Origin of the sequence: Paraburkholderia sp. BCC1885 (assembly GCF_900996235.1) — a bacterium.
Classification (GTDB): domain Bacteria; phylum Pseudomonadota; class Gammaproteobacteria; order Burkholderiales; family Burkholderiaceae; genus Paraburkholderia.
The window spans coordinates 630001-653795 of sequence record NZ_CAAJGM010000111.1 but is presented as its reverse complement, the minus strand read 5'-3'; the positions used below and the strand labels follow the sequence as shown (position 1 = coordinate 653795).

Genomic DNA, 23795 nt, shown 5'->3' with positions numbered 1-23795 from the left:
GGAGGCTTCAGTGAGATCGATAAGGGTTCCGCTTGTCTCGATGAGGCCTGCTTCTGCTTTCGGCGGCAGCGCGGCAACCTGGGTGCTGATCCAGCAGGTGCTGGTGCGCGGGCTCGTGGCGGTCAAATTTCTCGCGATTGGCCGCATGCTGGGGCCGGCGGCGATCGGCAGCGTCAGCGTGGCGCTGCTTTCCGTGGCGATTGCCGAAGCCTTGAGCGACACCGGCCTCGCGCAGGCGGTAGTGCAGGCGAAGAGCACGCCGACGCGCTCCGAACTCGGTGCGGTGTGGACCACGCTCACGGCGCGCGGCGCGTTGATCGCGCTGTTGCTGGTGGCGCTCGCGCCATTGATGAACGCGCAGTTCCATCTCGGCGGATCGCTGGCGCTGCTGCAACTGGCTGCCGCGTTGCCATTGCTGCGCGGCCTCGCTTCTCCCGCTTATTTCATGGTCCAGCGCGAACGGCGCTTCCAGCAACTGGCTGGCGTCGAAATCGCCGCGGCATTTGCCGATTGCGCTCTCGGGCTCGCCGCCGCCTGGGCCGGCGCCGGTGCTTATGCGGTGCTGCTTGGCATGATGGTGGGCGAGAGCCTGAAGACCGGACTTACCTGGACCACCATGTCGCCGCGACCGCCGGTGCGTCTCGCGTGGCACGGCATCGGCCACTACGTGAATTTCAGCCGCTGGATCTGGGCGGGTAGCGTCGTCAATCTGCTGCTCAACCAGTTCGACAAGGTGCTGGTGGCGAAACTGCTCGGACCGGTCGCGCTCGGCGCTTATCAGATGTCCTCCAAGCTCGCGCAGATGCTGCTCGCCGACGCGGCGATCGCGCTGGGACAGTATCTGTTTCCCACTTTTTCCGCGCACTATCGTCGCGAAGACGGCTCCGCGACCCGGCTTTTCATGCGCTATTTCGCGGTGATCAGCGTCGGGCTCGTGGTGGTCGTGCTGGTGCTCAGACTGACCGCCGGGCCGCTCTTCATGCTGGTGCTAGGGCCGGCGTGGATGTCGGCGGTGCCGTTGTTCCGCATCTTCGTGATCAACATGGCGATCGGCGCGGAGATCGCGATTCTGGTCGCGTATCTGCGCGCGGTCGGCGCGCCGAAGGCGGCCACCCAGGCCTCCATCCTGCAAGTCATCGTACTCCTGATTATCGTGCCGCCGGCAACGCACTGGTGGGGGGTGACGGGCGTGGCGTGGGGCATGACCGCCGGTCTCTCGGTGAGCGCCGCCTGGATGCTCTATCGTACCGTGCTGGGCGCGCGCCTCGCCGCTCGTGCGGCCACATGAGCGCACGCTATCTGCACGCGGGCAGGCTGGGTGCGGCGCACGCCGCGCGGCGCGGTTGTGAGCGGCTTGCCCAGCGGGTCCAGCGCCTCGGTTACGACACGGTAGCAACACTTCATGGATTGAGCGGTATGGGTATCAAGGTGATCCGGACTGCATTGCCAGAAGTCGTGATTGTCGAATCCGACATGTTTTACGACGAGCTGGGCAGCGCGTTCGAAACCTTCAACGCCGACGAATTCGCGAGCCGCATCGCCCCGGACGTAGAGTTCGTGCAGGACGATCATTCGCGTTCGCGGCGTGGGGTGCTGCGCGGGCTGCATTATCAGATCCAGCATCCGCAGGGCAAGCTCGTGCGGGTGGTGGCGGGCGATGTGTTCGACGTGGCGGTGGATATCCGGCTAAGTTCGCACAACTTCGGAAAATGGATCGGCGTCCATCTGAGCGCCGCCAACCGTCGGCAGATGTGGGTGCCGCCGGGCTTCGCGCACGGCTTCGTGGTGATGTCGGATATGGCCGAATGCCTGTGCAAGGCCACCGACTATTGGTATCCCGAGCACGAACGCAGCCTGCTGTGGAGCGACCCGGATATCGGCGTCGACTGGCCCATCGAGTTTGCGCCGATTCTCGCCGCGAAGGACGAGGCCGGCAGGCGCTTATATGAGGCGGAGTATTACGCCTGAACGCCACGCCTGAACGCCGCGCATCAATGCCACGCCTGAGAACCCCGTCTGAATTGAACGCGCTGCTTTGCAACCTCACAAGCCTTTCGCCTGCAACCGTTCACCGACGAACTCCATGAACGTCCGCAACTTCGCCGACAGTCGGTGCCGTTCCAGATACACCGCATAAATATCCGCATTCGGCAGCGCCCAGTCTTCGAGTAGCGGCACGAGCTTGCCGCGCTTCAGATACTCGCCGATCTCCCATTGCGAACGCATCACGATGCCGCGCCCCTGAAGCGCCCAGTTCAGCACGCTGCTGCCGTCGTTGCTGCTCAACGGGCCGTTCACCTTCACCGTCTCCACCTTCTTGCCGCGCGAGAAATACCACGTGCCATAGGCCGATTCGTTCTCGCGCAGCACGATGCAATCGTGTTGCGTCAGGTCGTGCGGCGTCAGCGGCACCGTGCGCCGCCGCAGATAAGCTGGGGAGGCGCACACCAGCCGCCGGTTCTTCAGCAGCAGGCGCGCGTTGATGCGCGCGTCGGGCACATCGCCGAAGCGAATCCCCAGGTCGAACCCGTGGTCTTGCAGGCTGACGGGCCGGTCCGTCAAATGCAGCTGAATCTCCATGCCGGGATAGCGCTCGACGAACGCCGCGATGGCCGGCGCGATATGCGTGCGCCCGAAGCCGAACGAGGCGTTCACGCGCAGCAAGCCGGTTGGTTCGGCCCGGCTGCGGGTGACGAGTTGCTCGAGTTCGGCCAGCTCGGAAAGAATGCGCGCGCCGTTGCCCAGATACAGCTCGCCCTCGCTCGTCAGGCTGACGCGCCGGGTGGTGCGGTTCAGGAGCCGCACGCCGAGACGCCGCTCGATTTGGGCGAGCCGCTTGCTCACGGAGGGCGTGGTCACGCCGAGTTCTCGTGCGGCGGCCGTAAGGCTTTGCTGGCGAGCGAGCAGCGCGAAAAAGCCGAGATCGGAAAGGCTGTCCATTGTTGCCTCGAAGTTAAGGATGGATTGCTTTTGCCGAAACCATATCGCGTCAGGCAGCAATTAAACTACTACAAAACCTCGGGAGAGCGCGGTGTTCGATGAGTTCAGCGATGTGAGCACGATGGTCGACGGCGTGAAGATTCACGCGATTCGCGGCGGCGCCGGGCCCGCGCTGCTGTTGTTGCACGGACATCCGCAGACTCATGCAATCTGGCACAAGGTGGCGCCGACGCTGGCGCGGCACTTCACGGTGGTCGCGGCGGACCTGCGCGGCTATGGCGACAGCGGCAAGCCGGCGGGCGACGCGGACCACGGCAATTACTCGAAGCGCCGCATGGCGCTCGATCAGGTGGAATTGATGCGCGCGCTGGGCTTTTCGCAATTCGCGGTGCTGGCGCACGACCGCGGCGCCCGGGTCGCGGCGCGCATGGCGCTCGATCATCCGCACACGGTGACACGGCTTGTCACGCTCGACGTCGCACCGACGCTCGCCATGTACGAGAACACCTCGTTCGAGTTCGCCCGGGCCTATTGGCACTGGTTCTTTCTGGTGCGGCCCGCGCCGTTTCCGGAGACGCTGATTCGCGCCGACCCGGACCTGTATCTCCAGCAGACCATCGGTGCGCGCAGTGCCGGGCTCAAGCCGTTCGCGCCGCAGGCGTATGCAGAATACCTGCGCTGCCTGCGCGACCCGCTCACCGCGCACGGGATCTGCGAAGATTATCGCGCGAGCGTGACGATCGATCTCGAGCACGACCGCGAGGATCTTGCCGCAGGCCGCAAGATCGTCTGCGAGCTGATGGCCTTGTGGGGCGCCGAGGGCGTGATCGAAAAGTGCTTCGATGCCCTAAGCGAATGGCGAACATGGGCGCCGCAGGTATGCGGCGGTTCGCTGCCGTGTGGCCACTACATCGCGGAGGAGGCGCCCGAGTTACTGCTCGCGCAAGCCTTGCCGTTTCTGTGCGCCTGATCGTGGCGCCTACTGTTCGAAAAGGTCAGTCCATCATGTCGAGCCGAACGCTTTATCAGAAGCTGGTTGATTCGCACACCGTAACGTCAGTCGACGAACAGAACGTGCTTCTTTATGTCGACCTGCATCTGATGAACGAATACACCAGCCCGCAGGCATTTGCCGGGCTCGAAGCGAAACATCGAGCCGTGCGGCGGCCGCGCCAGCAACTCGCGGTGGTGAGTCACATCATCCCGACGCACGCGGAAACGCCGCGCGTGATTCGCGATGCCGCCTCGTTTCTGCAGGCCGAGAATCTGGCGCGCAACTGCCGGCGCGAAGGCATCCGCCTGCTCGCGGCCAACGATCCGTTGCAGGGTATCGAGCATATCGTCGCGCCGGAACTTGGCCTGATCCGCCCCGGCATGGTCGTGCTGTGCGGCGATAGCCATACCACCACGTATGGCGCGCTCGGAGCGTTGGGCTTCGGTATCGGCACGTCGGAAGTCGAACACGTGCTGGCGACGCAGACCCTGGTGTATCGGCTCGCCGACACCATGCGGATCGTGATCGACGGCGTCTTGCCTTATGGGACCTCGTCGAAAGACCTGATTCTGTGGATCATCAGCCGCATCGGCGCACAAGGCGCACGCGGCTATGCGGTGGAATTCGCCGGCTCGGCGATTGGCGCCTTGTCGGCGGAAGCGCGCATGACCATTTGCAACATGACCGTGGAAGCAGGCGCGCGCGCTGCATTGATCGCCCCGGACGCCACCACGCTCGCTTATGTCCGCAAGCATGCGGTTTCGCTCGACGCTGCCGCATGGCACGCTGCCGAAACCGCGTGGCGCGAACTCCGCTCCGACGAAGGCGCGGCGTTCGACGCCGAGTTCCGCTTCGACGCCCGCGAGGTCGTGCCGTTCGTCACGTGGGGCACGAGTCCGGATCAGGCCATGGCCGTCGATGCGCAGATACCCGCCGCCGCCGCGCAGCCGAGCCCCGAGGCCGCCGCGGCGCTGCGCCGCGCGCTTGCCTATATGGATCTTACGGAGAGCCAGGCGATTGCGGGTACGCCGGTCGACCGGGTCTTCATTGGCTCATGTACCAACGGCCGTATCGAAGACCTGCGTATCGTCGCGGACCTTGTGCGCGGCCGCCACGTCGCGCCGAAGGTGCGGGCCATGGTCGTGCCGGGTTCCGGCAGCGTGCGCCGCCAGGCCCAGGCCGAAGGGCTCGACGCAATCCTGACCGAGGCAGGTTTCGAATGGCGCGAACCGGGTTGCTCGATGTGTCTTGCGATGAACGACGACGTGCTCACCGACGGCGAGCGCTGCGCCTCGACCACCAACCGCAATTTCGAAGGCCGCCAGGGGCGCGGTGGGCGCACTCACCTGATGAGTCCCGCCATGGCCGCCGCCGCCGCACTGACTGGCTGCATCACCGATGTCCGCACTCTGGAGCCGCGCCATGACTAAGCTCACCATGATCGAAGGCTTTGCCGTGCCTTTGCCGATCGAAAATCTCGACACCGACCAGATCATGCCGAAGCAGTTTTTACGCATCATCGACAAGGCGGGTCTCGCAAACGGCCTGCTCTACGACTTGCGTTTCGACGCCCAAGGCACAGCGCGCGACGCTTGCGTGCTCAACCAGGCGCGCTATCGCGGTGCGCGCGTGCTGATTGGCGGTGCGAACTTCGGTTGCGGCTCGAGCCGCGAGCATGCCGTGTGGGGACTGCAGCAGTATGGCTTCGATGCCGTTATCGCACCGAGTTTCGCGGAGATTTTCTATTCCAATGCAATGAACAACCGCCTGCTGCTGGTGCAGCTCGAACGCGGCGAGGTCAATCAATTACTGGAATTGAGCGAGGCGCCGCAGACTGAGGCGGCGTCATTGCGCATCGACCTGGAACAGCAGAAGGTGAGCACCGCCGACGGTCGTGCGTTTTCGTTTCCGCTCGGCGCACGCCATAAACGCATGGTGATGGACGGCATGGATACGATCGATCTGACGCTCGCGGCCCTGCCGGAAATCGAAGCCTTCGAGCGCGCGCATTTTAGTCGCCAGCCGTGGGCGGCGGTGATGTGAGCGTGGCCGTGTTGCCATCAAAGCCGCAGTTTTTACGAGATTTTTTCTTGCGGGCGAACCCTGCCCAAACCTACACTTCGATCACCCTGATGAACCCGGATGGTCAAGGTGAACAAACACGCAGCCACGCAGCAGCCCAAACGGATCGATTATGTCCAGCGCGGCCCCGGCCGCATCGAACTGCGGCGCTTCGATCCGGCGCGTGACTCGTTCGATGCGCTCACAGGCATGCTGCATCGAGCGTTTGCGCGGCTCGGCGAGATGGGGCTCAACTGCACCTGCGTGGATCAGAGCGTCGCGCTAACCCGTTCACGGGCCATGCGCGGCGACTGCTACGTGGCGGTGTGCGACGGGCGCATCGTCGGCACGATGACGCTCTATGCACCGGAGCCTGATTCGCCGTGCGAACTGTACCGGTATGGCGAGATTGCCAGCCTGCGCCAGTTCGGTGTCGAACCGGCCTGGCAGACGCGCGGCATCGGCACCTTGCTGCTGGCGTTCGCAGATCATTGGGCGGCCACGCGCGGCTACGCGGAACTCGCCCTCGACGCCCCTCAGCCGGCCGCCCATCTGATTGCGTTTTATCGCGGCCAGGGCTTTCGCATTGTCGATTTCGCGCGCTTTGATGGTAAGCGCTACGACAGTGCCATTCTCAGCAGACCCGCGGTCGTGGCCCGGACGCTCGCGACATGGGCGCGACGCCTCGAACTGCCGCACCGCCAGATTGCCCGCGCGGCGTAGGAAATCAGCATCATGCAAGACCCTTCGAAAAAGCCCTTGGAAGATCCCAAGAAACAGATGGCGCGTTCTCGACCCGGGATGATGTTGCGCGGCATGCTCAAGGTGGCGCTGATTGCGATCGTGGCGAGCCAGATTATGACGACGGCCTTCACGCTGCTGGCACAGCAGATCGATGCGGGCTTGTCGCCACAGATCATTTCCGTGTTCGGCTTCGTAACGTGCGGGCTGATTTCGATGTGGCTGCAGGCCGATGCGCGCCGCGCGTTCGGTCTTGCGAAAGAGAAGGGCTTTGTGGCCGCCGCACGCGACGGACAGTCAGAACCACGCATCGCGGCCGATTGCCCGCGACGCTGGCTGGTAGTCCTGCATTGCGAACTGAATCCGGCCGCCATGCCTGGCTGACGTCAACCGCGCATGGCTCGCAGCTATTGCAAGCGTGCGCGGTAACTATTGCAATCTGTTGCGGCGCGGTGGCGGCCATGTTGACCGTCACAGCGTCACGACCACGCCTCACGACGCGGCGTGCCGGACGAGGCGCGCCTGCTGCCTCAGCGTCTCACGACACCCATCAGCAAGGTCACGAGGAAGATCACGATAAAGATAAAGAACAGGACCTTGGCGATTTCGGCCGCGCCGGCGGCAATGCCACCGAAGCCGAACACGGCGGCAATGATGGCGATGATGAAGAAAATAGCTGCGTAGCGAAGCATGGGCCCCTCCTCGATGGATTGCTGGAATAAGTAAAACGGCGGGCCTTCGTGAGCCGCGCGCCTGCATCGATGCAGGGCTGCGCATGTGTGCCGCCGTTTCCCTTAGGAGCAACTCCTGTGCCTAAGGAGGTGATTTGTCTCGATGTATTGCGTTGGACTCGATCGAGCACGGATTCGGTGCGGAAAATCTGCGTAGACGGTCTGACGCGATACGTCACGGATGGTGCATTGCAGACAGTCGGCGTGGGCCGGGCCGGGATTTGCGCGGATGCGCCCAGGGGCGCCAGGCCTTTACAGCTTGATACCCACAACGGTCGTAAAAGCGGGCCGCCTGTGTGTCCCTTCGCCCCCTCCGCCGTGGGTAACCCTATGTGAGGCGTGCCTCAATGCCCGGCAGCAGGCGGACGCTGCGTGCCGGCCTCAGGCGCGGGATGCAGATCGAGCCGCCGTCCCGCCTTGAGCAACTGGCTCGGCACGTCGTGGCCGATCAAGCCCGGCAGGCGCGCGGCCGCTTCCAGCGCGCCCGCCAGGTCGACGCCCGTGTCGTAGCCGTTCAGCTCCAGCATATGCACGAGTTCCTCCGTGCAGACGTTGCCGCTTGCGCCCGGCGCATACGGGCAGCCACCCAAGCCCCCAAGCGATGCATCGAAGCGGTCGATGCCCGCGTCCAGCGCCGCCAGTGTGTTGGCGAGCGCCATGCCGCGTGTGTTGTGAAAGTGCAGGGTGGTGTCGAGCGCGGCGAATGCGTCACGCGTGCGTCGCGCCAGTTGCCGCACCTGATTCGGATACGCCATGCCGGTGGTGTCGCACAGCGTGACGCCATGCACGCCCAGCTCGGCGAAACGTCCTACCCACGCCAGCACTTCGTCCTCGGCCACATCGCCTTCCATCGGACAGCCGAACGCCGTCGACAACGACACGTTGATCGCCACCCGCGTCTTGCTGACGACCTCGATCACATCGCGTAGTTGTCCGAATGATTCCGAGCGGCTCATGCGCAGATTGGCGCGGTTATGCGTTTCGCTGACCGACATGACGAGATTGACCTCGTCGACGTCGCACGACAGTGCCCGTTCGGCACCGCGCACGTTGGGTACCAGCACGGTATAGACGACGCCCGGCGCGCGCACGATGCGATGCATCACCGCCTCGGCGTCGAGCAGGGCCGGGATGGCGCGCGGCGAGGTGAACGACGTCACTTCGATCTTGGCGAAGCCGCAGGCGCTCAGGCGATCGATCAGGGCGACCTTGTCGTCGGTTTCGATAAAGCGGGCTTCGTTCTGGAAGCCGTCGCGGGTGGCGACTTCCTGGATGTACAGGCGCGGGCGGATGGCGCTCATGATGGGGCTCCGTGAGAATGCGTCAGATCACGCCGCGTTCGCGCAGGGCGGCGCGTTGGGTGTCGTTCAGGCCGAGCGAGGCGAGCACTTCGTCGGTGTGTTCGCCAAGTGCTGGCGCGCGGCTACGCACCGTGCCGGGCGTGGCGTTGAGCTTGGGCAGCACGCCCGGCAATTGCACCGGCGTGCCGTCGTCGAGCGTGCTATTGAGGATCATCTCGCGGGCGCGGTAATGCGGGTCGGCGGCGATGTCGGCGACGTCGTAGATCTTGCCGGCCGGAATACGCGCTTCGTTCAGATGGGCCAGCACTTCGTCGAGCGAGTGCTGCCCGGTCCAGGCGCCGATGGCGGCGTCGAGCCGTTCCACGTTGGCCACGCGGCCGTCGTTTTGCGCGAGCGCGGGGTCGGCGGCGAGATCCGGGCGCTCGATTACTTCCATCAGGCGGCGGAAGATGCTGTCGCCATTGCCCGCGATCAGCGCATATTTGCCGTCGCGGCAGCGATACGCATTGGAGGGCGCGATGCCCGGCAGGCTGCTGCCCGCCGCTTGCCGGACCGCGCCGAACACCGAGTATTCGGGCAGCAGGCTTTCCATCATGTTGAACACCGATTCATACAGCGCGACGTCGATCATCTGGCCTTCGCCGCCTTGCTGGTCGCGATGGCGCAGCGCCAGCAGAATGCCGATCACGCCATGCAGAGCGGCCAGCGAATCGCCGATCGACACGCCGACGCGCACTGGCGTGCGGTCCGGTTCGCCGCTGAGGTGACGCAGGCCGCCCATCGCTTCGCCGATCACGCCGAAGCCGGGCAGATCCCGATACGGGCCGGTCTGGCCGTAGCCCGAGACCCGCAGCATGACGAGCTTGGGATTCAATTCGTGTAGCGCGTCCCAGCCGAGGCCCCAGCCTTCGAGCGCACCGGGGCGGAAATTTTCGATCACGACATCGGCCTCGGCCGCGAGGCGGCGGGCGATTGCCTGACCTTCGGGGTCGCGCAGGTCGAGTGTGACCGAGCGCTTGTTGCGCGACTGCGAAGCCCACCAGACCGAGGTGCCGTCGTGCAGCATGCGCCATTTGCGCAGCGGGTCGCCCGTGTGGGGCGGTTCGATCTTGATGACGTCGGCGCCGAACTCGGCGAGCAGGCGGCTCGCGAACGGGCCGGCAATCAGTTGTCCGAGTTCGAGGACGCGGATTCCGTCGAGCGGTCCAGCCATGCCGTGTCTCCATTCTGTGTATTGCGATGCAGAGAATAGTGACGCAGCGCGGCGGCCTTGGGAATGTCGGATTGTTCACGGACCCTTTCCCGGGGGGAAAGGGCGCCTGCTGCGCCGAGGTTCGGCGTGCCTCGGCGTTCGTTGGTGTGCTTTGCCGTGCTTTGGCTTTCCTTGCCGCGCTTTGGCGCGATGCGCCGTTGTCAACCCGCCGGCGCGGCCGACATGAAGTCGAACAGCCGGGCCGCTTCCGGCGTCAGCGTCTGGGCGTCCTTGACGCCGACCCACAGCGTGCGTTCGGCCCATGCGTCGGTCAGTTGGACCGCGCGCAGGCCGGCCGCGAGAATCTCCGGGCGCACGGCGGTGGCGGGCAGCATGCCGATGCCGAGGCCCGCTTCGATCATCCGGCAGATGCCGTCGAAACTGCGCATCTGGATGCGCAGGCGCAGCGGCCGTTCGACCGCGAGGGCGGCGTCCATCATGCGCAGCAGCAGTGAACTGCCAGCGGCGAGCGCGATGTAGTCGTATTCCAGCGTGTCGGCGAAGGCGATTTGCTTGACGCCGGCGAGCGCGTGGTCCGCGGGTACCAGGACGATCAACCGGTCGCGCCGGTACAGGCGCTTGTCGACCAGCGGCGCGGGGACGTTGTCGGCGAACACGCCGAGATCCGCGCGACCCGCGCCGAGCGACTCGATCACTTCGCCGCTCAGGCGTTCTTCGAGCGAGATCTTGACGCTGGGGTTGTCGGCGAGAAAGCGCTGCAGATCCGTGGGCAAAAACTGCACGATCGCCGAAGTGTTGGCCCAGATCCGCACGTGGCCGCGAACGCCCACCGCGAAGTCGCTCATTTCGCTCGCCATCCGGTTGACCTGGTCGAGCACCTGCAGCGCGTGATTCAGCAGGCCATGACCCGCCGGCGTCAGTTCGACGCCGCGTGGATGACGCACCAGCAGGGCGCAATCGGTGGCGCGTTCGAGGTCGGCGATGCGCTTGCTGATCGCCGAGAGCGTCATATGGCTGCGTTCGGCGGCGCGCGTCAGGCTGCCGGTTTCGGCGACCGTCAGAAAGACGCGCAGAGAGTGCAGATCGAAGTGCGTCGGATTGACCATGAGGGCGAGGGCGCATGAAAAAGCGGGACGGAAGACCGATTCTACGGCTTCCTGTCGCGCTTTTGGTTTGAGGTGCCCGGAGGCGTCTATGCGTCTTTGCGTGCCTCGTGGATGGTCGTCGTGGCCGCCCTTGATGACCGGCCGGCCGTCGCGGCCACGCCTCGCGGCAGGCTCAGCGCAACTGCGTGACGGCGAGCAGCAGAACCATGCTGCCGATTGCGCCATCCAGCACGCGCCAGGCCGTGGCGCGGCGAAACAGCGGAGCGAGCGCGCGGGCGCCGTAGCCGAGGCCGACGAACCATACGGCGCTGACCGTCATCGCACCGAGTGCGAACGCGACCCGGCCGTTCAGCGCTTCACGCGCGCCGGCGGTGCCGATCAGCAAAAAGGTGTCGAGATACACGTGCGGGTTGAGCCACGTGAAGGCCAGCGTCATCAGGATGACCGGCATGGCGCGTTGCGCGGCAGGGGCATCCGGCGCGGCGGCGCTGCCGTGGCCCGCGCTCGCATCGCCGGGGGCGTTCACGTCCAGCACCGCATGACCGGGTCGCACCGCGCGGCGCAGCGCATTCAAGCCGAACCACGCGAGGTAGGCGAGCCCGACATACAGCATGGTATGGACGAAAACCGGATAGCGCTCCACCAGCACCGACGCGCCGCCGACGCCCGCGCCGATCAGGATGAAATCCGACAACGCGCACAGCAGCACGATCTTGCCGACGTGCGAGCGCATGATGCCTTGCCGCAAAACAAAGGCGTTTTGCGCGCCGATAGTCACGATCAGCGACGCGCACAGCGCCGCTCCGTGGGAGAAAGCGAGCCAATCCATAAGAGATCCAGTAGACGGGTGAGACGAATTGGCGCTAGTCTGCGGTTTCGCGTCTCATAAGAGAAGCTAATTTACGTAATGCCGATTAAGGAACGCTAATGCTGGACTACGCCTTGCTGGATGCGCTGGCGGCCGTGGTGCGTCACGGTTCGTTCGACCGCGCCGCGAACGAGTTGAACGTGACGCCGTCGGCGGTATCGCAACGCGTGAAACTGCTGGAGGAGCGGGTGGGCAGCGTGCTCGTCAAGCGTGGCCAGCCGTGTGTGGCGACCACCTCCGGCGCCTTGCTGTGCCGTCATACCGAGCGGGTGCAATTGCTCGAATCGGAGCTGACGGGGCGCTTGCCCGCGTTGCCGGGCGCTCTGGCGGAGTCGTGGCCCACACTGCGCGTGGCGGTCAACGACGACAGCGTGGGGACGTGGTTTATCGATGCCGTGGCGGGCTTTTGCGTCGACCGCGAGATCCTGCTCGATCTCGTGATCGACGATCAGGATCACACCGCGCAGCGGATTCGCGACGGCAGCGTGCAGGGCGCGGTCACCACCCAGGCCGAGCCGGTGCAGGGCTGCCGCTCGGTGCGGCTTGGGCGGATGCGTTATCTGGCGGTGTGCGCGCCGGATTTCTACGCGCGCTACTTTGCGCAGGGCGTGACGCGCGAGACGCTGCGCGGCACACCGTGCGTCGACTTCAATCCGAAAGATCAGCTGCAGAAACGCTTCATGCGGCGGATCACGCGCGCGGAGCTCGATCCGCCGTTTCACTGGATCCCGCACGTGGCGGGTTTTCTGCGGGCGTGCGTGACGGGGATGGGGTGGGGCCTATGCCCCGAGCGGATGATCGCGGCCCATCTCGAGCGCGGCGAGCTGGTGGACATGGCGCCGGGCAAGCCGATCGACGTCGATCTTTACTGGCAGAGCTGGCGTCTGTCGATTGGCTGGCTCGACGATTTCGGCGCGGCGTTGCGCAAGCAGGCGGCGCAGTTTCTGGATTAAGCAGCGGACGGTGCCAGCCGGCGGTCGTGCAGTATCGTGACTGTCACGACCGGCCGGTTGCTCGCGGGCCAAAGCTATCGTGCTTCCGGCACACCTTCCGCCTGCTGCACCGTCTCGCTTTCGCGCGTCTCCGGCATGGCCGCCCATACCAGCAGCACCGCCAGCGCACCCGCCGCCGCGAGACCAAAGAAGCTGACCGTATTGCTGAACCGGTCCGCAATAAAACCCGCCGCGGCGGTGCTCAAGGTAGCGCCGATCCCGGCCGCGAGGCCGAACAGCCCGATACACAGGTTGTAACGTCCCTTGCCGCCGGCCACGTCGGCGGCGATCAGCGGCAGCATTACCCCGAACACCGCGGCGCTCAGGCCGTCGAGCATCTGTACCGGCACCAGCAGATACGGGCTGCTGATCCCCGCAAACAGCAGGGCGCGCACCGGCAATGCCGCGAAGCCGAACAGCAGGATGGGACGGCGCCCCCAGCGTTGCGCGGAGCGTCCCACCCACGGCGACATCATCGCCACGATTGCCTGCGGCACGATGATGCAGGCGGCGATCACCAACTGCACGTTGTCGCCCATGCCGGCTGTCACTTCGCCGGCGGCGAGATTCAGCATGGCCGCATTGGACAGGTGGAACAGCACGATGCAGGCCGCGAAGATCAGCATGCGTTTATCGCGCAGCAGTTCGCGCAGGCTTTCGCGCTTTTCGTTTTCATCCGGCAGTGGCTTGGGTTTGGCGAGCGGCGTGGGATCGACCGTGCCGGTGTTCTGCACCATGCTCAGGGCGATCAGCGCGGGCATGGCGAGGCCGGCGGTCAGCCAGAATACCGCGCGCGACGAGAAGTACTCGCCGAACAGTCCCATCAGGCCGGCCGCCACCGCGCTGCCAATCGAGGCCCAGCGCGCGTTGCGGCCGAGCCGGTCGCCGAGATTCTGGCGTCCCACCAGCGCGAACGAGATGGCCGCCATCGCCGGCACCAGCATGCAACTGGCAAAGCCGTGGAACACCTCGGCCGCGATCACGGGCAGCAGGGTCGGACTGCTGGCGAGCAGCACCGCCGAGAGGATGATCGCGAAGATCGCCCAGGTGGCGGCGCCTTTCTTGTTCTTCATTGCGTCGACCGCGGCGCCGGCGGGCACCTGGCTCACCATCGCGCTGATCGTGCCGACCGACAGCGCCATGCCGATCTCCCCCTGGGTCCACTTGTGCGACGCCAGGTAGGAAGCGATGAACGGCCCGAAGCCCGTCTGCACATTGGCGACGAAGAAGTTCATCCAGTCGAGCGCACGCAGGCTGCGCGCATTAACCATGAGCCGGCCTGTCATCGCGACGCCCGTGCGGTCGAAGCCGCCGCTGTGGATGGCGAAGCTGCGGCCGGAGCCGGCGGTGGCGCGGGCGACACGGCGCGGATCGGCTGGTTCGACTCGTAGGCGGGCGACGCGGCGATCGCCGCATCGCTCAGGTCCAGCAGCGGATAGAGCGCCTTGTCGCGCATGCCGAAGCGCAGCGCCGTCCAGTTCGCCGCAATCGTGCGCCGGTCGGTGCTGATGATGCCGCTGACGTCGAGCACCACGGCTTGCGGCTGGGCATTGCTGTCGATCAGCACGTCGACCACCCGGCCCACCTTGGCGCCGTTCGGCCGCTCCACGGTGGCATCGAGCAGCGGCAGGCGCGTCGCGGTGGCGGCGCCGGCCGCCGCCGCGGCCGCTTTCGAGCGATCCGCTGGCGGCGCCTGGCCCGGCGCCAGATTGAGCGTGATGGTGGCGGCCTTCGCGTTGGGCGTGAAGCGGAAGACGTTCCACGGGAAGTTGACCTTGCGGTCGCCGACACCCAGGAACCCTTGCAGGTTGACGACCATTTCGATCGGCCTGCCGCTTGCGTCGGTGACGAGGTCGACCGCGCGTCCGACCACCTTGCCGTCGGGCTTCTGCACTTCGGCGTCGAGCAGGCCATGCGCCTGGTTGCGGTCGATCAGCCGCGTCACGATCAGCGGCGCCGGCGCGGGCGGCGGCGCGGGCGGCGCGACTGGCTGCGGAGGCGGCTCTTCGACCTTATGCGGCGGAGCGGCCGGGCGCTTCGGCCTGGGCGGCGCTTCGGGCCGGGTCGTTTCCGTCTGCACGGTGGTCTCGGCCGGTCCGGCGACGAGCGTCGAACCGTCGGGCGAGACCAGCACCGGCACGGCCTCGGTGATCGGCGCCTGTTGGGGTCCGCGCAGCAGGCTGCAACCCGACAGGGCGAGAGCCGCAAGGACGAGAAGGACCGGATAACGGCAAGCTGGACGTGGAAAACCGCCACTCATCAAGAAGGACTCCATGGGCGAGAGCGGGAGGCGCGCCTGGCTTGCCATTCCCGCCGCTGCTGCAATTGAAAACGGCGTATGCGTCAGAGTTTAACCTGCGGCGCACCGTGTTCCGGCCCGGATTGGCACGAAAACAGCAGAGCAGGGCTGCCCGCGTGGCGTGGCCGGCTTCGCAAAGCGCGCACCGCCGAATGCACCGCCGAACACCAGGCATGCGACAGGCGCGTGACAGACCGTAGGTGTTAACACGCGGGCTGAACCCGCCTGCCGCCGTGTCTTGGACGATATAAGCATCGCGACATGACCGGCATGCCATTCATGCGATGGGAGGCATATTGGTATTCGCCTACATTTCGAGACAGCAACTGACGGACGATTCTGACGCGACCGGTCTGCATCACAGACTGCCCGCTGAAGCGAACGTTCCAAACTTGCCCCACGACATTAGACCAACGTAACGAGACGACCCTGACGACAGCCGCTCCAGCGGCTGTTTCAGCACGCTGATAAAGGAGGCAGTCATCATGATGGAACCCCACGCCCAGCCGATTTCCGAAGTCGGTATCGAAACCTTCGACTCCAGGGGCTTTCTCGACCGGTACTTCGAAATCTCCTCGCGCGGGAGTTCCCAGCGTCAGGAAATCATCGCCGGCGTCACCACGTTTCTGGCGATGGTTTATTCGGTGTTCGTGGTGCCGGGCATGTTCGGCAAGGCGGGTTTCGACACCAGCGCGGTGTTCGTGGCCGTGTGTCTCACCACCGCCTTCGGCTCGCTGCTGATGGGCGTCTGGGCGAAGCTGCCCATCGCGATCGGCTGCGCCATTTCACTGACTGCCTTTACCGCCTTTGGCCTCGTGCTCGGCAAGGGGTTGCATCCGACCGTCGCGCTCGGCGCGGTGTTTCTGATGGGCATTGTCTTCACCGGCATTTCGGTGACGGGCGTGCGTTCGTGGATCCTGCGCAATCTGCCCTCGGGCGTGGCGCACGGCACGGGAATCGGCATTGGCCTGTTTCTGCTGCTGATCGCGGCCAACGACGTGGGCCTCGTAGTCAAGAACCCGGGCGCCGGCTTGCCGGTGTCGCTCGGCAATATCACCGCCTTGCCGGCGCTGATGTCGGTGGCGGGGCTGGCGGCGATCTTCGGCCTGGTGCGGCGTCGCGTGCCGGGTTCGATCCTGATCGTGATCGTCGCGATCTCGGCGATCGGCTTGCTGGTCGATCCGGCGGTGTCGTACCACGGCGTGTTTGCCCTGCCTTCATTGAGCGCGCCGGGACACGCTTCGCTGATCGGCGCCATGGACATCAAGGGCGCGCTTTCGCTGGCGGTGCTGCCTAGCGTGCTGGCCCTGGTGATGACGGCCGTGTTCGACGCGACCGGCACGATCCGCGCCGTCGCAGGGCAGGCCGGTCAGCTCGACGCCAACGGCCGCATCATCAACGGCGGCCGGGCCTTGACGGCGGACTCGCTGAGCTCGATTTTCTCGGGCTTCCTCGGCGGCGCGCCGGCGGCGGCGTACATCGAATCGACGGTCGGCGTAGCGGCGGGCGCGAAGACGGGCATGGCGGCGGCGGTGGTGGGTCTGCTGTTCCTCGTGGTGATGTTTTTCTCGCCGCTCGCGGGGCTGGTGCCTTCGTATGCGACGGCGCCGGCGCTGATGTATGTCGGCCTGCTGATGCTGTCGAGCGTGAGCAAGCTGGATATGGACGACATGGTCGATGCGATGTCGGGTCTGGTGTGCGCTGTGTTTATCGTGCTGACCGCCAACATCGTGACGGGCATCATGCTCGGCTTCAGCACGCTGGTGATCGGCCGTGTGGTGAGCGGCGAGTATCGCAAGCTGAACGTCGGCACGGTGGCGATTGCCGTGGTGCTGGCGGCGTTTTATCTCGGCGGCTGGGCGATCTGATTTCTAAACGCAGCCATGCTCACGCGTGGCGTGTGATGCGCGGGCAGGGCCGGTTCGATTCAGGTTCACGCCGCGAACGCGACCTTGCGTGAAATAGCCAGATACTGCTCCGCCGCGTCGCTTAACGTCAGACCCGCCAGCGGACGCTCGACGCGCGGTTGCCGCAGCGCGATGAGCAGCGCCTTCACATACGCCTCGGTGTCGTTCGTATCGATCAGTTGCACGCCGGGAAAATTGCGCGCGTAGGCAAAGCCCGGAATCGTGTTGGCGACCACCGGAATGCCGGTTGCCAAGGCTTCGAGCAACGCAATGCTATGTGCTTCGGAAAGCGACGGCATGGCGTACACCGTCGAATCCGTGAGCAGCTGCGAAATATCGGAACGCGGGCCGTCCACGGTCACGCGCTGTTCGAGTCCGAGCTGCTGCACCAGATCTTTGACCGCCGCGAAATACGACGGATCTTCGATCACGCCCACCAGCCGCAGGCGCAAATCGGGCACGGTATTGCTGATTCGCGCGAAAGCACGGACTGTCTGCAGATGGCTCTTGATGGGGTTATAGCGGCCGACCTGAAGAATCTGCGGCGGCCTGCCGCTGTTTTCGATGCCGGTCGTGCAGATATAACGCGAGGTATCGACGCCATTCGGGATCACCTGCATCATCCGATGCCGGCCGATTGCCTCGAGGTATTCCTTGACGTTGTTCTCCGATACGCCGATCACCGCGCGCGCCCGTTTCGAGAGTATCCGTTCGATCTGCCGCACGCGCGGCGCCACGAAGTCATTGGACGCGGAATGCATCACGTAGATCACCGGCACGCCGAGCGGCAGCACGCGGGCGTAGAAGGCGGGAATCGTTGAGTGGGCGAGCAGCACGTCGGGCTTGAACTGGCGCACGACTTTATGCAGCCACCAGAGCCGGCCAACCCTGCCGTACTGCTGGTCGGGAAACATGCAGATGACCTCGCGGTTTTCGAGCTCCGCGTGCAACGGCACGAAATCCGCGTGTCGCGGTTGCAATGAAGCCATCGCCACCGTTTCCCCGCACGATTTCTGGTGAATGGCGAGATCCTTGGCCAGCACTTCCGCACCCGAAAGGCGCGGCGCCAGCACGAGATGAAGAATACGCATTGGTTTCCCCTTGTTTGTAATAAGACGGTAGCGCGGCTACTTATGCGGGTGCCGCCATCTCCTAGCCGAATTCAGCCCGATGCGGCACCGCGGCAACGTTTTTCGTTACCTTGACCTCAGTGACGCCGTTTGGGCGTTGGATCGGCGCGCGCCGCTTGCGGGTGGATGCGGCCACCGGCGCTGAGCCGGACGTCGCGGCTGAAAAGAAAAGGGGATCGCATGCGCAACCGTTACCTGTTCGTCTGGGTCTGGCTGTTCCTATGTCCACTCGCGGTGGACTACAAGGGCGAAGAAGCCGGCAGCCACCTGGCGCAGATCCTTCTGGCCGGGCCGGCGATTGCCGCCGGCCTGATCCTGATGCTGACCGGCCCGCGTATCGCGAGCCAGTCGAAACTGCGCAAGTTCGTCTCCGGCGGCCTCGCGCTGACCTTGCTCGGCAGCGCGGTGACGCAACTCGCGCAGCACAACGACATGGGCAACTATCTGCGGGTGGTGCTGCCGTTTGCGCTGTTCTATCTCGGCTACGCAGTTGCCTGTCACGCGTGGGACGCAAGACGCATCGCCCAGTTCGAGCGCGTGCTGTTCTATGCGATGTCGGTCTCGCTGGTCTTCAGCTTCGTCAACGGCATGCTGGAAAGCCACAATCTCGAGGAAGTGCGTTTTCGCATCGTCTCGCCGACGCTGCTTGCCCTGCAGGCCATGCTGCTGCACGAATTCGTGATCTCGCGGCGCTTTACCAAATTCGCCTTGCTGATTTTTGCGGGTACCGTGCTGGTGGAATTGTTCAGCGTGACGCGCAGTCTCGCGGTGGGCACCGTGCTGCTGTTCGGTTACGCCACGTGGCTCGGCGCGGCGTCGACCTGGCGTCTGATCACCTCGGCCATGCGCGCGACGATGGTGGCGGCGATCATCGCGGGTACGGCGATCGCCGCGGCATCACTGGTGCCGGAAGTGGCCGCGCACTGGACCCAGCGTGTCTATGCCGCGAAGATGACCGAGTCGGGTATGGATCCGACCACCGTCACGCGCCTCGCAGAAATGCGCGACCAGTACGATCAGGTGACGGCCTCGCCCAGTTCGCTGCTGCTCGGCATGGGGTATGGCCACTGGTATCGCTATTCACCCACCTATCTGTGGGCGCTCGCCGGCCAGATGACTGCTAAGGAGTTCTACCAGATCCACGAATGGGGCGCGGGCCATAACTTCTGGGTGTATCAGCTATTTAGCGGCGGCCTGCTGTTCGGCATCGGGCTGCCCGCCGCCATTCTGTATGCGGCGGTGCGCGGCAGCATCGCTTATCGGCGTTGGCGGCGGGTGGCGCCGGACATGCCGTTTTTACCCGTGATGGGGCGCGGGCTCATGATGGTGATGAGCCTGCTGGCGATGTCGATTGGCGGCAATCCTTTGGGGCCGCGTTTTTCCGGGCTCGTGTTCGGCTTTGGGCTCGGCATGCTGGTGGCCTGCTATGCGCGCCTGTCGCAAGCGGCGCCGGCCCGTCGGCGGGCGCACCATGCCGCGATCAGGCCGGTCGCGCACGTCGTCCCGCTGGGCGGAGCGGCGAATCTGCCGTCGCCGTTCGGTCGTCATCCGGACCCGCAACTGACGGACGGACGGCTTGGCTGAGTCTGAAGCCATGCGCGAGTCTGTGTGTCGGAACACTGCGGGGAGAGTGCGCTGTCCGAGTTGACGGATAGCGCGGTGGCATTTCGCGTTTGCTACAGCGACATTTCGAAGGCGGGGCGCAGAAACAGCTGGATCGCCATAACGACGAGTCCCATCGCCGCGGCCGCGAGCGTCAAGGTGCCGTATTCATCGTAGCGCGCATCATAGAGGCACGCCACGATGAACAGGATCGCGAGCAGGTTGGTCAGCCAATCGAAATTTAGCGCGAGGCTCATTGAAGAATCCGGGCGTTGGGGACGACTCGCAATTGCGAATCGTCCGTCAATTTGGCGGGATTCTAACGAGCGCAGCTTACGGATTCGCAACAGCTTCGCTTACAGCGATTACGCCGCGGACGGCTGCATTTCCTGCTCGATCCAGTCGATCACCGAGGTCCGCTGCGGCTGCCAGCCCAGCAGCTTGCGGGCGCGCTCGCCACGCACGCGGCTATTCGAACCGAGCCCGTAGTTCGCCATTTCGTATCCCCATTCCCGCTCGGCGTCGGCAAGCGGCCAGTCCTGCGCCGGCCCAAGTTTCATCGCCCGCGCGATGGCGGCGCTCATGTCACGAAACGACGCCTCGCCGCTCTCGACGAAATAGAAAGTACCCGCCGGGGTTTTCTCCAGCGCGAGGCGATATAGCTCGACGACATCATCGATATGCACGTTCGACCAGATGTTGCCGCCGCTGCCGACATGCCGCACCACTCCGCTTTTCTGCGCCTGGCGCACCAGCCGCGGCAATTGCACGCTGGCGCTGCCGCTCACGGCGCCGTCACCGTAGATCAGCGTATTGCATAGCACTGCTGAGCGAATATTCCTCTGCGCCGCGTCGAGCACCAGACGGTCGATGCCGACCCGCGCCGCTTTGTCGGCCGTGGGTTCGGGCAGCGCGCCTTCGTGATAGATGGCGGCGGCGCCGGCTTCGCCACCCGAGGCATCGCCGACGATGCTCGAGCCGCTCGTATGCAGAAACGGCTTGCCGGAGCCGGCGAGCCCTTCGATCAATCCCTCGACGGCCGCGCGGTGGTCGCTGCTGGCCGCGTTGATGACGGCGTCGGCGGCCTGCGCCTCGCGAATCAGCAGCGCGCGGTCGTCGAGCGTGCCGATGACCGGTTCGATGCCGAGGCGCCGCAGTTCGGCGGCATGCTCAGGATTGCGGATCAGGCCGCGTACATGATGCCCGGCGCGCGCAAGGCCGGCGGCAAGCGAGCCGCCGATGAAACCGCTGGCGCCGGTAATAAAGATGTTCAAGACGTTCTCCTGGTGAGGGGGATAACTGCAATGGAGCCAGTATCCACCGACTTGATTCTGGCAAAAAGCGTGTTAGTCTCAAATCAATCTTGATTTGAAATCAACAATGAAGACTTCCACCGACGAATTGCTGGTCTTCGTCACCGTCATCGACAGCGGCTCGATCACGGCGGCGGCGGAAAAGCTGCAGCAGACGGTATCGGGCGTAAGCCGTGCCTTGACGCGGCTCGAACAGAAGCTCGACACCGCCTTGATCCGCCGCACGACGCGCCGTCTGCAACTGACGGAAGAGGGTGCGCTGTTTCTTGGCCGCGCGCGGGCGATTCTCGACGCCATGGAGGAGGCCGAGCAGTCGGTCGCGCGGCGGCGTGAGCGGCCCAGCGGGCGGTTGCGGGTGGATGCGGCGTCGCCGTTCATGCTCCACTGCATCGCGCCGCATATGAAGGCGTTTGCGGCGCTCTATCCCGAGATCCAGCTGGAGTTGACCAGCAACGAGCGCATCGTCGATCTGCTCGAACAGACCGTGGACATTGCGATCCGGATTGGCGCGCTGCAGGATTCGACGCTGCACGCGCGTTCGCTTGGCAGCAGCAAGCGGCGCATCGTCGCGAGTCCGGGCTATCTGGCGGAGCACGGCGAGCCGGAATCGGCGCAGGCGTTGCGCGGGCACGAGCATCGTCTGATCGGCTTTACCGCGCCCGAGCATCTGAACCGTTGGCCGCTACGCGACGGCGAGCGCGCCATGCTGAAGATTGCGCCTGCCATGACGGCGTCGAGCGGCGAAACGATCCGCCAATTGGCGCTGGCGGATAGCGGCATCGCCTGCCTGTCCGATTTCATGACGCTCGCGGATGTGCACGACGGGCGGCTCGTGCGAATTCTGGAAGACGAACTGATCGATGACCGGCAACCCGTTAGCGCGGTGTTTTATCAGAGCGCCGCGCTGGCGGGGCGGGTGCAGGCGTTTCTCGATTTTATTGGCGGGAAGGTGCGGCTTTGAGGGCGGACGGGGCGTCGCCATAGTTATGTTGGGCGTGCCGCGCAAATGAATCGCGGCAAATATCCCAAAAACAAGGGCATACAACTATCTGCTAGGGTGACGCCGTCAAGATTGACGTAGCCTGGCGAGGTATCGGTACGCAAAAAGCCGGGCGCTCAATTGCCTGTTAAAACGCGCAAGATAGGTTTGCCCATGTCGCAATGGAATACGCTCTCGGTCCCGCTGGAAAACGGTTGGCAATGTACGCTGATGTCGGCTTCGCAATACGACAGTTCGCCAAGGCAGGCATTACGTTTCTTGCGAAATGATGTGGGAGTCGCCGCGCTTGAAGATGACCGGCGAGACTTTGACCGGTATTTCCGTCCGCGCTGGGACCGAAGGACTGTCAGCGGCGCGGCCGAGCTAGGCGAGATTCGCGCGTTTCTGAGCGACGTCCTGAATGTGGTCCATTGGAATTTGCCGACTGATGACGCGGCGGTCGAATACATGCTCAGGCAAGCCGTGGCGCTCGGCCAGTTGGTGCCGCTCGTCAATCGCGAATGCAGATCGCCAGGCCGTGCGTCTCGCCCCACGCCGGCGCCATTGCGATGGCTGTCGAGCGGCGGCAGTCAGATCCGGCCCGCTTTCAGGAGCGCCGATCGCGCGCTGTCGACGATCGGCGATGGGTCCATCCTGACCGTGCTTCATGATCCGGCTACGCAAGGAACCGAAATCATCGGCGCGCGTGGCGTTACGACTGCCAGTGATGGTGGTGGGGCGCCCGCGTTGCTTCGCGACGCACAGGCGTTCGAGTATCGCGAAGATGCGGCGAGTGGTGAGAGTAATGATATTGCTGGCATGCCTTTCAATGGCACGCCGGGATCATGGATATCCAGTATGCCAGGCACGATGCCGCAAATGCGGCGATATGGCCAGGAAGGAACCCCACTGGTCGACTTCGATCTGGAAGCGCATCACGGGAACCCTAACCCACACGCGCACAATTGGATCGGTTATGACCGTGACGAGGGCGCGCCCGTTTCATTGCTCCCTTGATAACGAAATGACCGACGCAACCCTTGCACGCTGGAATCATTTCCACGACTGGTATCTTGACAGCATACGTATCGGGCCGAATCACGAGCCGCGTTCACTGACATTGGGCCTTTATTTCGGAAGCGATCGCGCGACAATAAGATTCGACGGAGTCACGTGTTTTAGTGTCGATGGCCTTGGGCTGCTTAACATCGTGTACAGCCTGCGGCTTATCGATGCAGCCAACAAAAATTACGACTCGGTGATTGCTGCCCTTAACAAGGGGGAGCGACTTTCGAAACGCAAGGCTTCCCAGGTCGCATTCCTGTATTCCAGCCTTGGCGCCGAACTGGCGATTGAATTTGATTCCCTCATCGTGACGCCTTCGGTGGGCGATTAACTCAAACGCGCCAAGGGTATGAGATCGGGCGAGCAGGCGGCACGGCTGAGTTCGCGCCTGCCCTGCGGCTAATTTTGTTCACTTGCCATTCGCGTTCCTTAATGTGTATATACAAGTTGGCTGGACGCGTCGCCACGATCCGTGCGCCCATCTCTGGCGCAACATCCCGCACCACCCGCGTGAATCCCTGCTAAAACCATGCCAGAAGCATCGCCCGGCTCA

Annotated in this window: 24 protein-coding genes; 13 read left to right on the top strand and 11 right to left on the bottom strand. The window is 64.6% G+C overall.

Going from position 1 to position 23795, the window contains the following annotated elements:
• The first annotated feature begins 40 nt into the window (after positions 1–40).
• Both FQ755_RS11840 and rfbC read left to right on the top strand, forming a co-directional pair.
• Positions 41–1288: an oligosaccharide flippase family protein gene (locus FQ755_RS11840; protein WP_409937401.1), complete on the top strand. Its 1248-nt coding sequence runs from the start codon at positions 41–43 to the stop codon at positions 1286–1288.
• A 128-nt stretch (positions 1289–1416) separates the two neighbouring features.
• Complete coding sequence (rfbC, locus tag FQ755_RS11835; RefSeq protein WP_144154668.1) at positions 1417–1968, top strand: dTDP-4-dehydrorhamnose 3,5-epimerase; 552 nt, start codon at positions 1417–1419, stop codon at positions 1966–1968.
• 75 nt (positions 1969–2043) lie between these two features.
• On the opposite strand, the gene FQ755_RS11830 is transcribed toward rfbC, so the two are convergent.
• Entirely contained in the window at positions 2044–2940 is an 897-nt protein-coding gene (locus FQ755_RS11830) for a LysR family transcriptional regulator (RefSeq protein WP_144154259.1), read from the bottom strand.
• A gap of 91 nt (positions 2941–3031) precedes the next feature.
• Here FQ755_RS11830 and FQ755_RS11825 point away from each other — a divergent pair, with 91 nt between their 5' ends.
• The 5 genes from FQ755_RS11825 to FQ755_RS11805 all read left to right on the top strand — a co-directional run bounded on the left by FQ755_RS11825 (position 3032) and on the right by FQ755_RS11805 (position 7120).
• On the top strand, positions 3032–3910 hold the full coding sequence (locus FQ755_RS11825; protein ID WP_144154257.1) for an alpha/beta fold hydrolase: 879 nt from the start codon (positions 3032–3034) through the stop codon (positions 3908–3910).
• 35 nt (positions 3911–3945) lie between these two features.
• Positions 3946–5364 carry a 3-isopropylmalate dehydratase large subunit gene (gene leuC, locus FQ755_RS11820; protein WP_144154255.1) on the top strand — a complete coding sequence of 473 codons (1419 nt, stop codon included), beginning with the start codon at positions 3946–3948 and terminating at the stop codon, positions 5362–5364.
• On the top strand, positions 5357–5977 hold the full coding sequence (gene leuD, locus FQ755_RS11815; protein ID WP_144154253.1) for a 3-isopropylmalate dehydratase small subunit: 621 nt from the start codon (positions 5357–5359) through the stop codon (positions 5975–5977). Before leuC ends, leuD begins: the two co-directional genes overlap by 8 nt.
• Before the next feature lie 99 nt (positions 5978–6076).
• Complete coding sequence (locus FQ755_RS11810; protein ID WP_144154251.1) at positions 6077–6718, top strand: GNAT family N-acetyltransferase; 642 nt, start codon at positions 6077–6079, stop codon at positions 6716–6718.
• A gap of 12 nt (positions 6719–6730) precedes the next feature.
• Positions 6731–7120 carry a hypothetical protein gene (locus FQ755_RS11805; RefSeq protein WP_260858507.1) on the top strand — a complete coding sequence of 130 codons (390 nt, stop codon included), beginning with the start codon at positions 6731–6733 and terminating at the stop codon, positions 7118–7120.
• Positions 7121–7266: 146 nt separating this feature from the next.
• Here the strand turns inward: FQ755_RS11805 and FQ755_RS11800 are convergent, their stop codons facing one another.
• The 5 genes from FQ755_RS11800 to FQ755_RS11780 form a co-directional block, all read right to left on the bottom strand.
• Positions 7267–7428, bottom strand: coding sequence for a DUF1328 family protein (locus FQ755_RS11800; protein WP_074265082.1), 162 nt, complete (start codon positions 7426–7428; stop codon positions 7267–7269).
• A 383-nt stretch (positions 7429–7811) separates the two neighbouring features.
• Entirely contained in the window at positions 7812–8768 is a 957-nt protein-coding gene (locus tag FQ755_RS11795; RefSeq protein ID WP_144154249.1) for a hydroxymethylglutaryl-CoA lyase, read from the bottom strand.
• A gap of 22 nt (positions 8769–8790) precedes the next feature.
• The gene (locus FQ755_RS11790; RefSeq protein ID WP_144154247.1) at positions 8791–9981 is read right to left on the bottom strand and encodes a CaiB/BaiF CoA transferase family protein; all 1191 of its coding nucleotides are present in this window, start codon (positions 9979–9981) and stop codon (positions 8791–8793) included.
• Positions 9982–10181: 200 nt separating this feature from the next.
• On the bottom strand, positions 10182–11087 hold the full coding sequence (locus tag FQ755_RS11785; RefSeq protein WP_144154245.1) for a LysR family transcriptional regulator: 906 nt from the start codon (positions 11085–11087) through the stop codon (positions 10182–10184).
• A gap of 172 nt (positions 11088–11259) precedes the next feature.
• Positions 11260–11916: a LysE/ArgO family amino acid transporter gene (locus FQ755_RS11780; protein ID WP_144154243.1), complete on the bottom strand. Its 657-nt coding sequence runs from the start codon at positions 11914–11916 to the stop codon at positions 11260–11262.
• A 98-nt stretch (positions 11917–12014) separates the two neighbouring features.
• Between FQ755_RS11780 and FQ755_RS11775 the strand changes: the two genes are divergently transcribed.
• On the top strand, positions 12015–12908 hold the full coding sequence (locus FQ755_RS11775; protein WP_144154241.1) for a LysR family transcriptional regulator ArgP: 894 nt from the start codon (positions 12015–12017) through the stop codon (positions 12906–12908).
• Between the two features lie 74 nt (positions 12909–12982).
• Here the strand turns inward: FQ755_RS11775 and FQ755_RS11770 are convergent, their stop codons facing one another.
• Both FQ755_RS11770 and FQ755_RS11765 read right to left on the bottom strand, forming a co-directional pair.
• A complete protein-coding gene (locus FQ755_RS11770; RefSeq protein ID WP_144154239.1) occupies positions 12983–14233 on the bottom strand; it encodes an MFS transporter in 1251 nt (416 codons plus the stop codon).
• On the bottom strand, positions 14230–15207 hold the full coding sequence (locus tag FQ755_RS11765; RefSeq protein WP_144154237.1) for a PRC-barrel domain-containing protein: 978 nt from the start codon (positions 15205–15207) through the stop codon (positions 14230–14232). Before FQ755_RS11765 ends, FQ755_RS11770 begins: the two co-directional genes overlap by 4 nt.
• Before the next feature lie 524 nt (positions 15208–15731).
• Here FQ755_RS11765 and FQ755_RS11760 point away from each other — a divergent pair.
• Positions 15732–17114: an NCS2 family permease gene (locus FQ755_RS11760; RefSeq protein WP_144154235.1), complete on the top strand. Its 1383-nt coding sequence runs from the start codon at positions 15732–15734 to the stop codon at positions 17112–17114.
• Positions 17115–17179: 65 nt separating this feature from the next.
• On the opposite strand, the gene FQ755_RS11755 is transcribed toward FQ755_RS11760, so the two are convergent.
• Entirely contained in the window at positions 17180–18244 is a 1065-nt protein-coding gene (locus FQ755_RS11755) for a glycosyltransferase family 4 protein (protein WP_144154233.1), read from the bottom strand.
• A gap of 219 nt (positions 18245–18463) precedes the next feature.
• Here FQ755_RS11755 and FQ755_RS11750 point away from each other — a divergent pair, with 219 nt between their 5' ends.
• Positions 18464–19867 carry a hypothetical protein gene (locus tag FQ755_RS11750; RefSeq protein ID WP_144154231.1) on the top strand — a complete coding sequence of 468 codons (1404 nt, stop codon included), beginning with the start codon at positions 18464–18466 and terminating at the stop codon, positions 19865–19867.
• A gap of 92 nt (positions 19868–19959) precedes the next feature.
• Here the strand turns inward: FQ755_RS11750 and FQ755_RS11745 are convergent, their stop codons facing one another.
• On the bottom strand, positions 19960–20142 hold the full coding sequence (locus tag FQ755_RS11745) for a hypothetical protein (RefSeq protein WP_144154229.1): 183 nt from the start codon (positions 20140–20142) through the stop codon (positions 19960–19962).
• A gap of 108 nt (positions 20143–20250) precedes the next feature.
• A complete protein-coding gene (locus FQ755_RS11740; RefSeq protein ID WP_144154227.1) occupies positions 20251–21159 on the bottom strand; it encodes an NAD-dependent epimerase/dehydratase family protein in 909 nt (302 codons plus the stop codon).
• A 106-nt stretch (positions 21160–21265) separates the two neighbouring features.
• Here FQ755_RS11740 and FQ755_RS11735 point away from each other — a divergent pair, with 106 nt between their 5' ends.
• From FQ755_RS11735 to FQ755_RS11725, 3 genes are all read left to right on the top strand, one after another.
• Complete coding sequence (locus FQ755_RS11735) at positions 21266–22159, top strand: LysR substrate-binding domain-containing protein (RefSeq protein ID WP_144154225.1); 894 nt, start codon at positions 21266–21268, stop codon at positions 22157–22159.
• A 192-nt stretch (positions 22160–22351) separates the two neighbouring features.
• Positions 22352–23194, top strand: a complete 843-nt coding sequence (locus FQ755_RS11730) for a hypothetical protein (RefSeq protein ID WP_144154223.1) — start codon at positions 22352–22354, stop codon at positions 23192–23194.
• A gap of 7 nt (positions 23195–23201) precedes the next feature.
• Complete coding sequence (locus FQ755_RS11725; protein ID WP_260858506.1) at positions 23202–23573, top strand: hypothetical protein; 372 nt, start codon at positions 23202–23204, stop codon at positions 23571–23573.
• The last annotated feature ends 222 nt before the right edge of the window (positions 23574–23795 follow it).

Excerpts from the sequence above, each read along its gene's own strand:
- FQ755_RS11840 (WP_409937401.1), top strand. The coding sequence starts at position 41 with ATGAGGCCTGCTTCTGCTTTCGGCGGCAGCGCGGCAACCTGGGTGCTG.
- rfbC (WP_144154668.1), top strand. The coding sequence starts at position 1,417 with ATGGGTATCAAGGTGATCCGGACTGCATTGCCAGAAGTCGTGATTGTC.
- FQ755_RS11830 (WP_144154259.1), bottom strand. The coding sequence starts at position 2,940 with ATGGACAGCCTTTCCGATCTCGGCTTTTTCGCGCTGCTCGCTCGCCAG.
- leuC (WP_144154255.1), top strand. The coding sequence starts at position 3,946 with ATGTCGAGCCGAACGCTTTATCAGAAGCTGGTTGATTCGCACACCGTA.
- leuD (WP_144154253.1), top strand. The coding sequence starts at position 5,357 with ATGACTAAGCTCACCATGATCGAAGGCTTTGCCGTGCCTTTGCCGATC.
- FQ755_RS11810 (WP_144154251.1), top strand. The coding sequence starts at position 6,077 with ATGGTCAAGGTGAACAAACACGCAGCCACGCAGCAGCCCAAACGGATC.
- FQ755_RS11805 (WP_260858507.1), top strand. The coding sequence starts at position 6,731 with ATGCAAGACCCTTCGAAAAAGCCCTTGGAAGATCCCAAGAAACAGATG.
- FQ755_RS11800 (WP_074265082.1), bottom strand. The coding sequence starts at position 7,428 with ATGCTTCGCTACGCAGCTATTTTCTTCATCATCGCCATCATTGCCGCC.
- FQ755_RS11795 (WP_144154249.1), bottom strand. The coding sequence starts at position 8,768 with ATGAGCGCCATCCGCCCGCGCCTGTACATCCAGGAAGTCGCCACCCGC.
- FQ755_RS11790 (WP_144154247.1), bottom strand. The coding sequence starts at position 9,981 with ATGGCTGGACCGCTCGACGGAATCCGCGTCCTCGAACTCGGACAACTG.
- FQ755_RS11785 (WP_144154245.1), bottom strand. The coding sequence starts at position 11,087 with ATGGTCAATCCGACGCACTTCGATCTGCACTCTCTGCGCGTCTTTCTG.
- FQ755_RS11780 (WP_144154243.1), bottom strand. The coding sequence starts at position 11,916 with ATGGATTGGCTCGCTTTCTCCCACGGAGCGGCGCTGTGCGCGTCGCTG.
- FQ755_RS11775 (WP_144154241.1), top strand. The coding sequence starts at position 12,015 with ATGCTGGACTACGCCTTGCTGGATGCGCTGGCGGCCGTGGTGCGTCAC.
- FQ755_RS11770 (WP_144154239.1), bottom strand. The coding sequence starts at position 14,233 with ATGACAGGCCGGCTCATGGTTAATGCGCGCAGCCTGCGTGCGCTCGAC.
- FQ755_RS11765 (WP_144154237.1), bottom strand. The coding sequence starts at position 15,207 with ATGAGTGGCGGTTTTCCACGTCCAGCTTGCCGTTATCCGGTCCTTCTC.
- FQ755_RS11760 (WP_144154235.1), top strand. The coding sequence starts at position 15,732 with ATGATGGAACCCCACGCCCAGCCGATTTCCGAAGTCGGTATCGAAACC.
- FQ755_RS11755 (WP_144154233.1), bottom strand. The coding sequence starts at position 18,244 with ATGCGTATTCTTCATCTCGTGCTGGCGCCGCGCCTTTCGGGTGCGGAA.
- FQ755_RS11750 (WP_144154231.1), top strand. The coding sequence starts at position 18,464 with ATGCGCAACCGTTACCTGTTCGTCTGGGTCTGGCTGTTCCTATGTCCA.
- FQ755_RS11745 (WP_144154229.1), bottom strand. The coding sequence starts at position 20,142 with ATGAGCCTCGCGCTAAATTTCGATTGGCTGACCAACCTGCTCGCGATC.
- FQ755_RS11735 (WP_144154225.1), top strand. The coding sequence starts at position 21,266 with ATGAAGACTTCCACCGACGAATTGCTGGTCTTCGTCACCGTCATCGAC.
- FQ755_RS11730 (WP_144154223.1), top strand. The coding sequence starts at position 22,352 with ATGTCGCAATGGAATACGCTCTCGGTCCCGCTGGAAAACGGTTGGCAA.
- FQ755_RS11725 (WP_260858506.1), top strand. The coding sequence starts at position 23,202 with ATGACCGACGCAACCCTTGCACGCTGGAATCATTTCCACGACTGGTAT.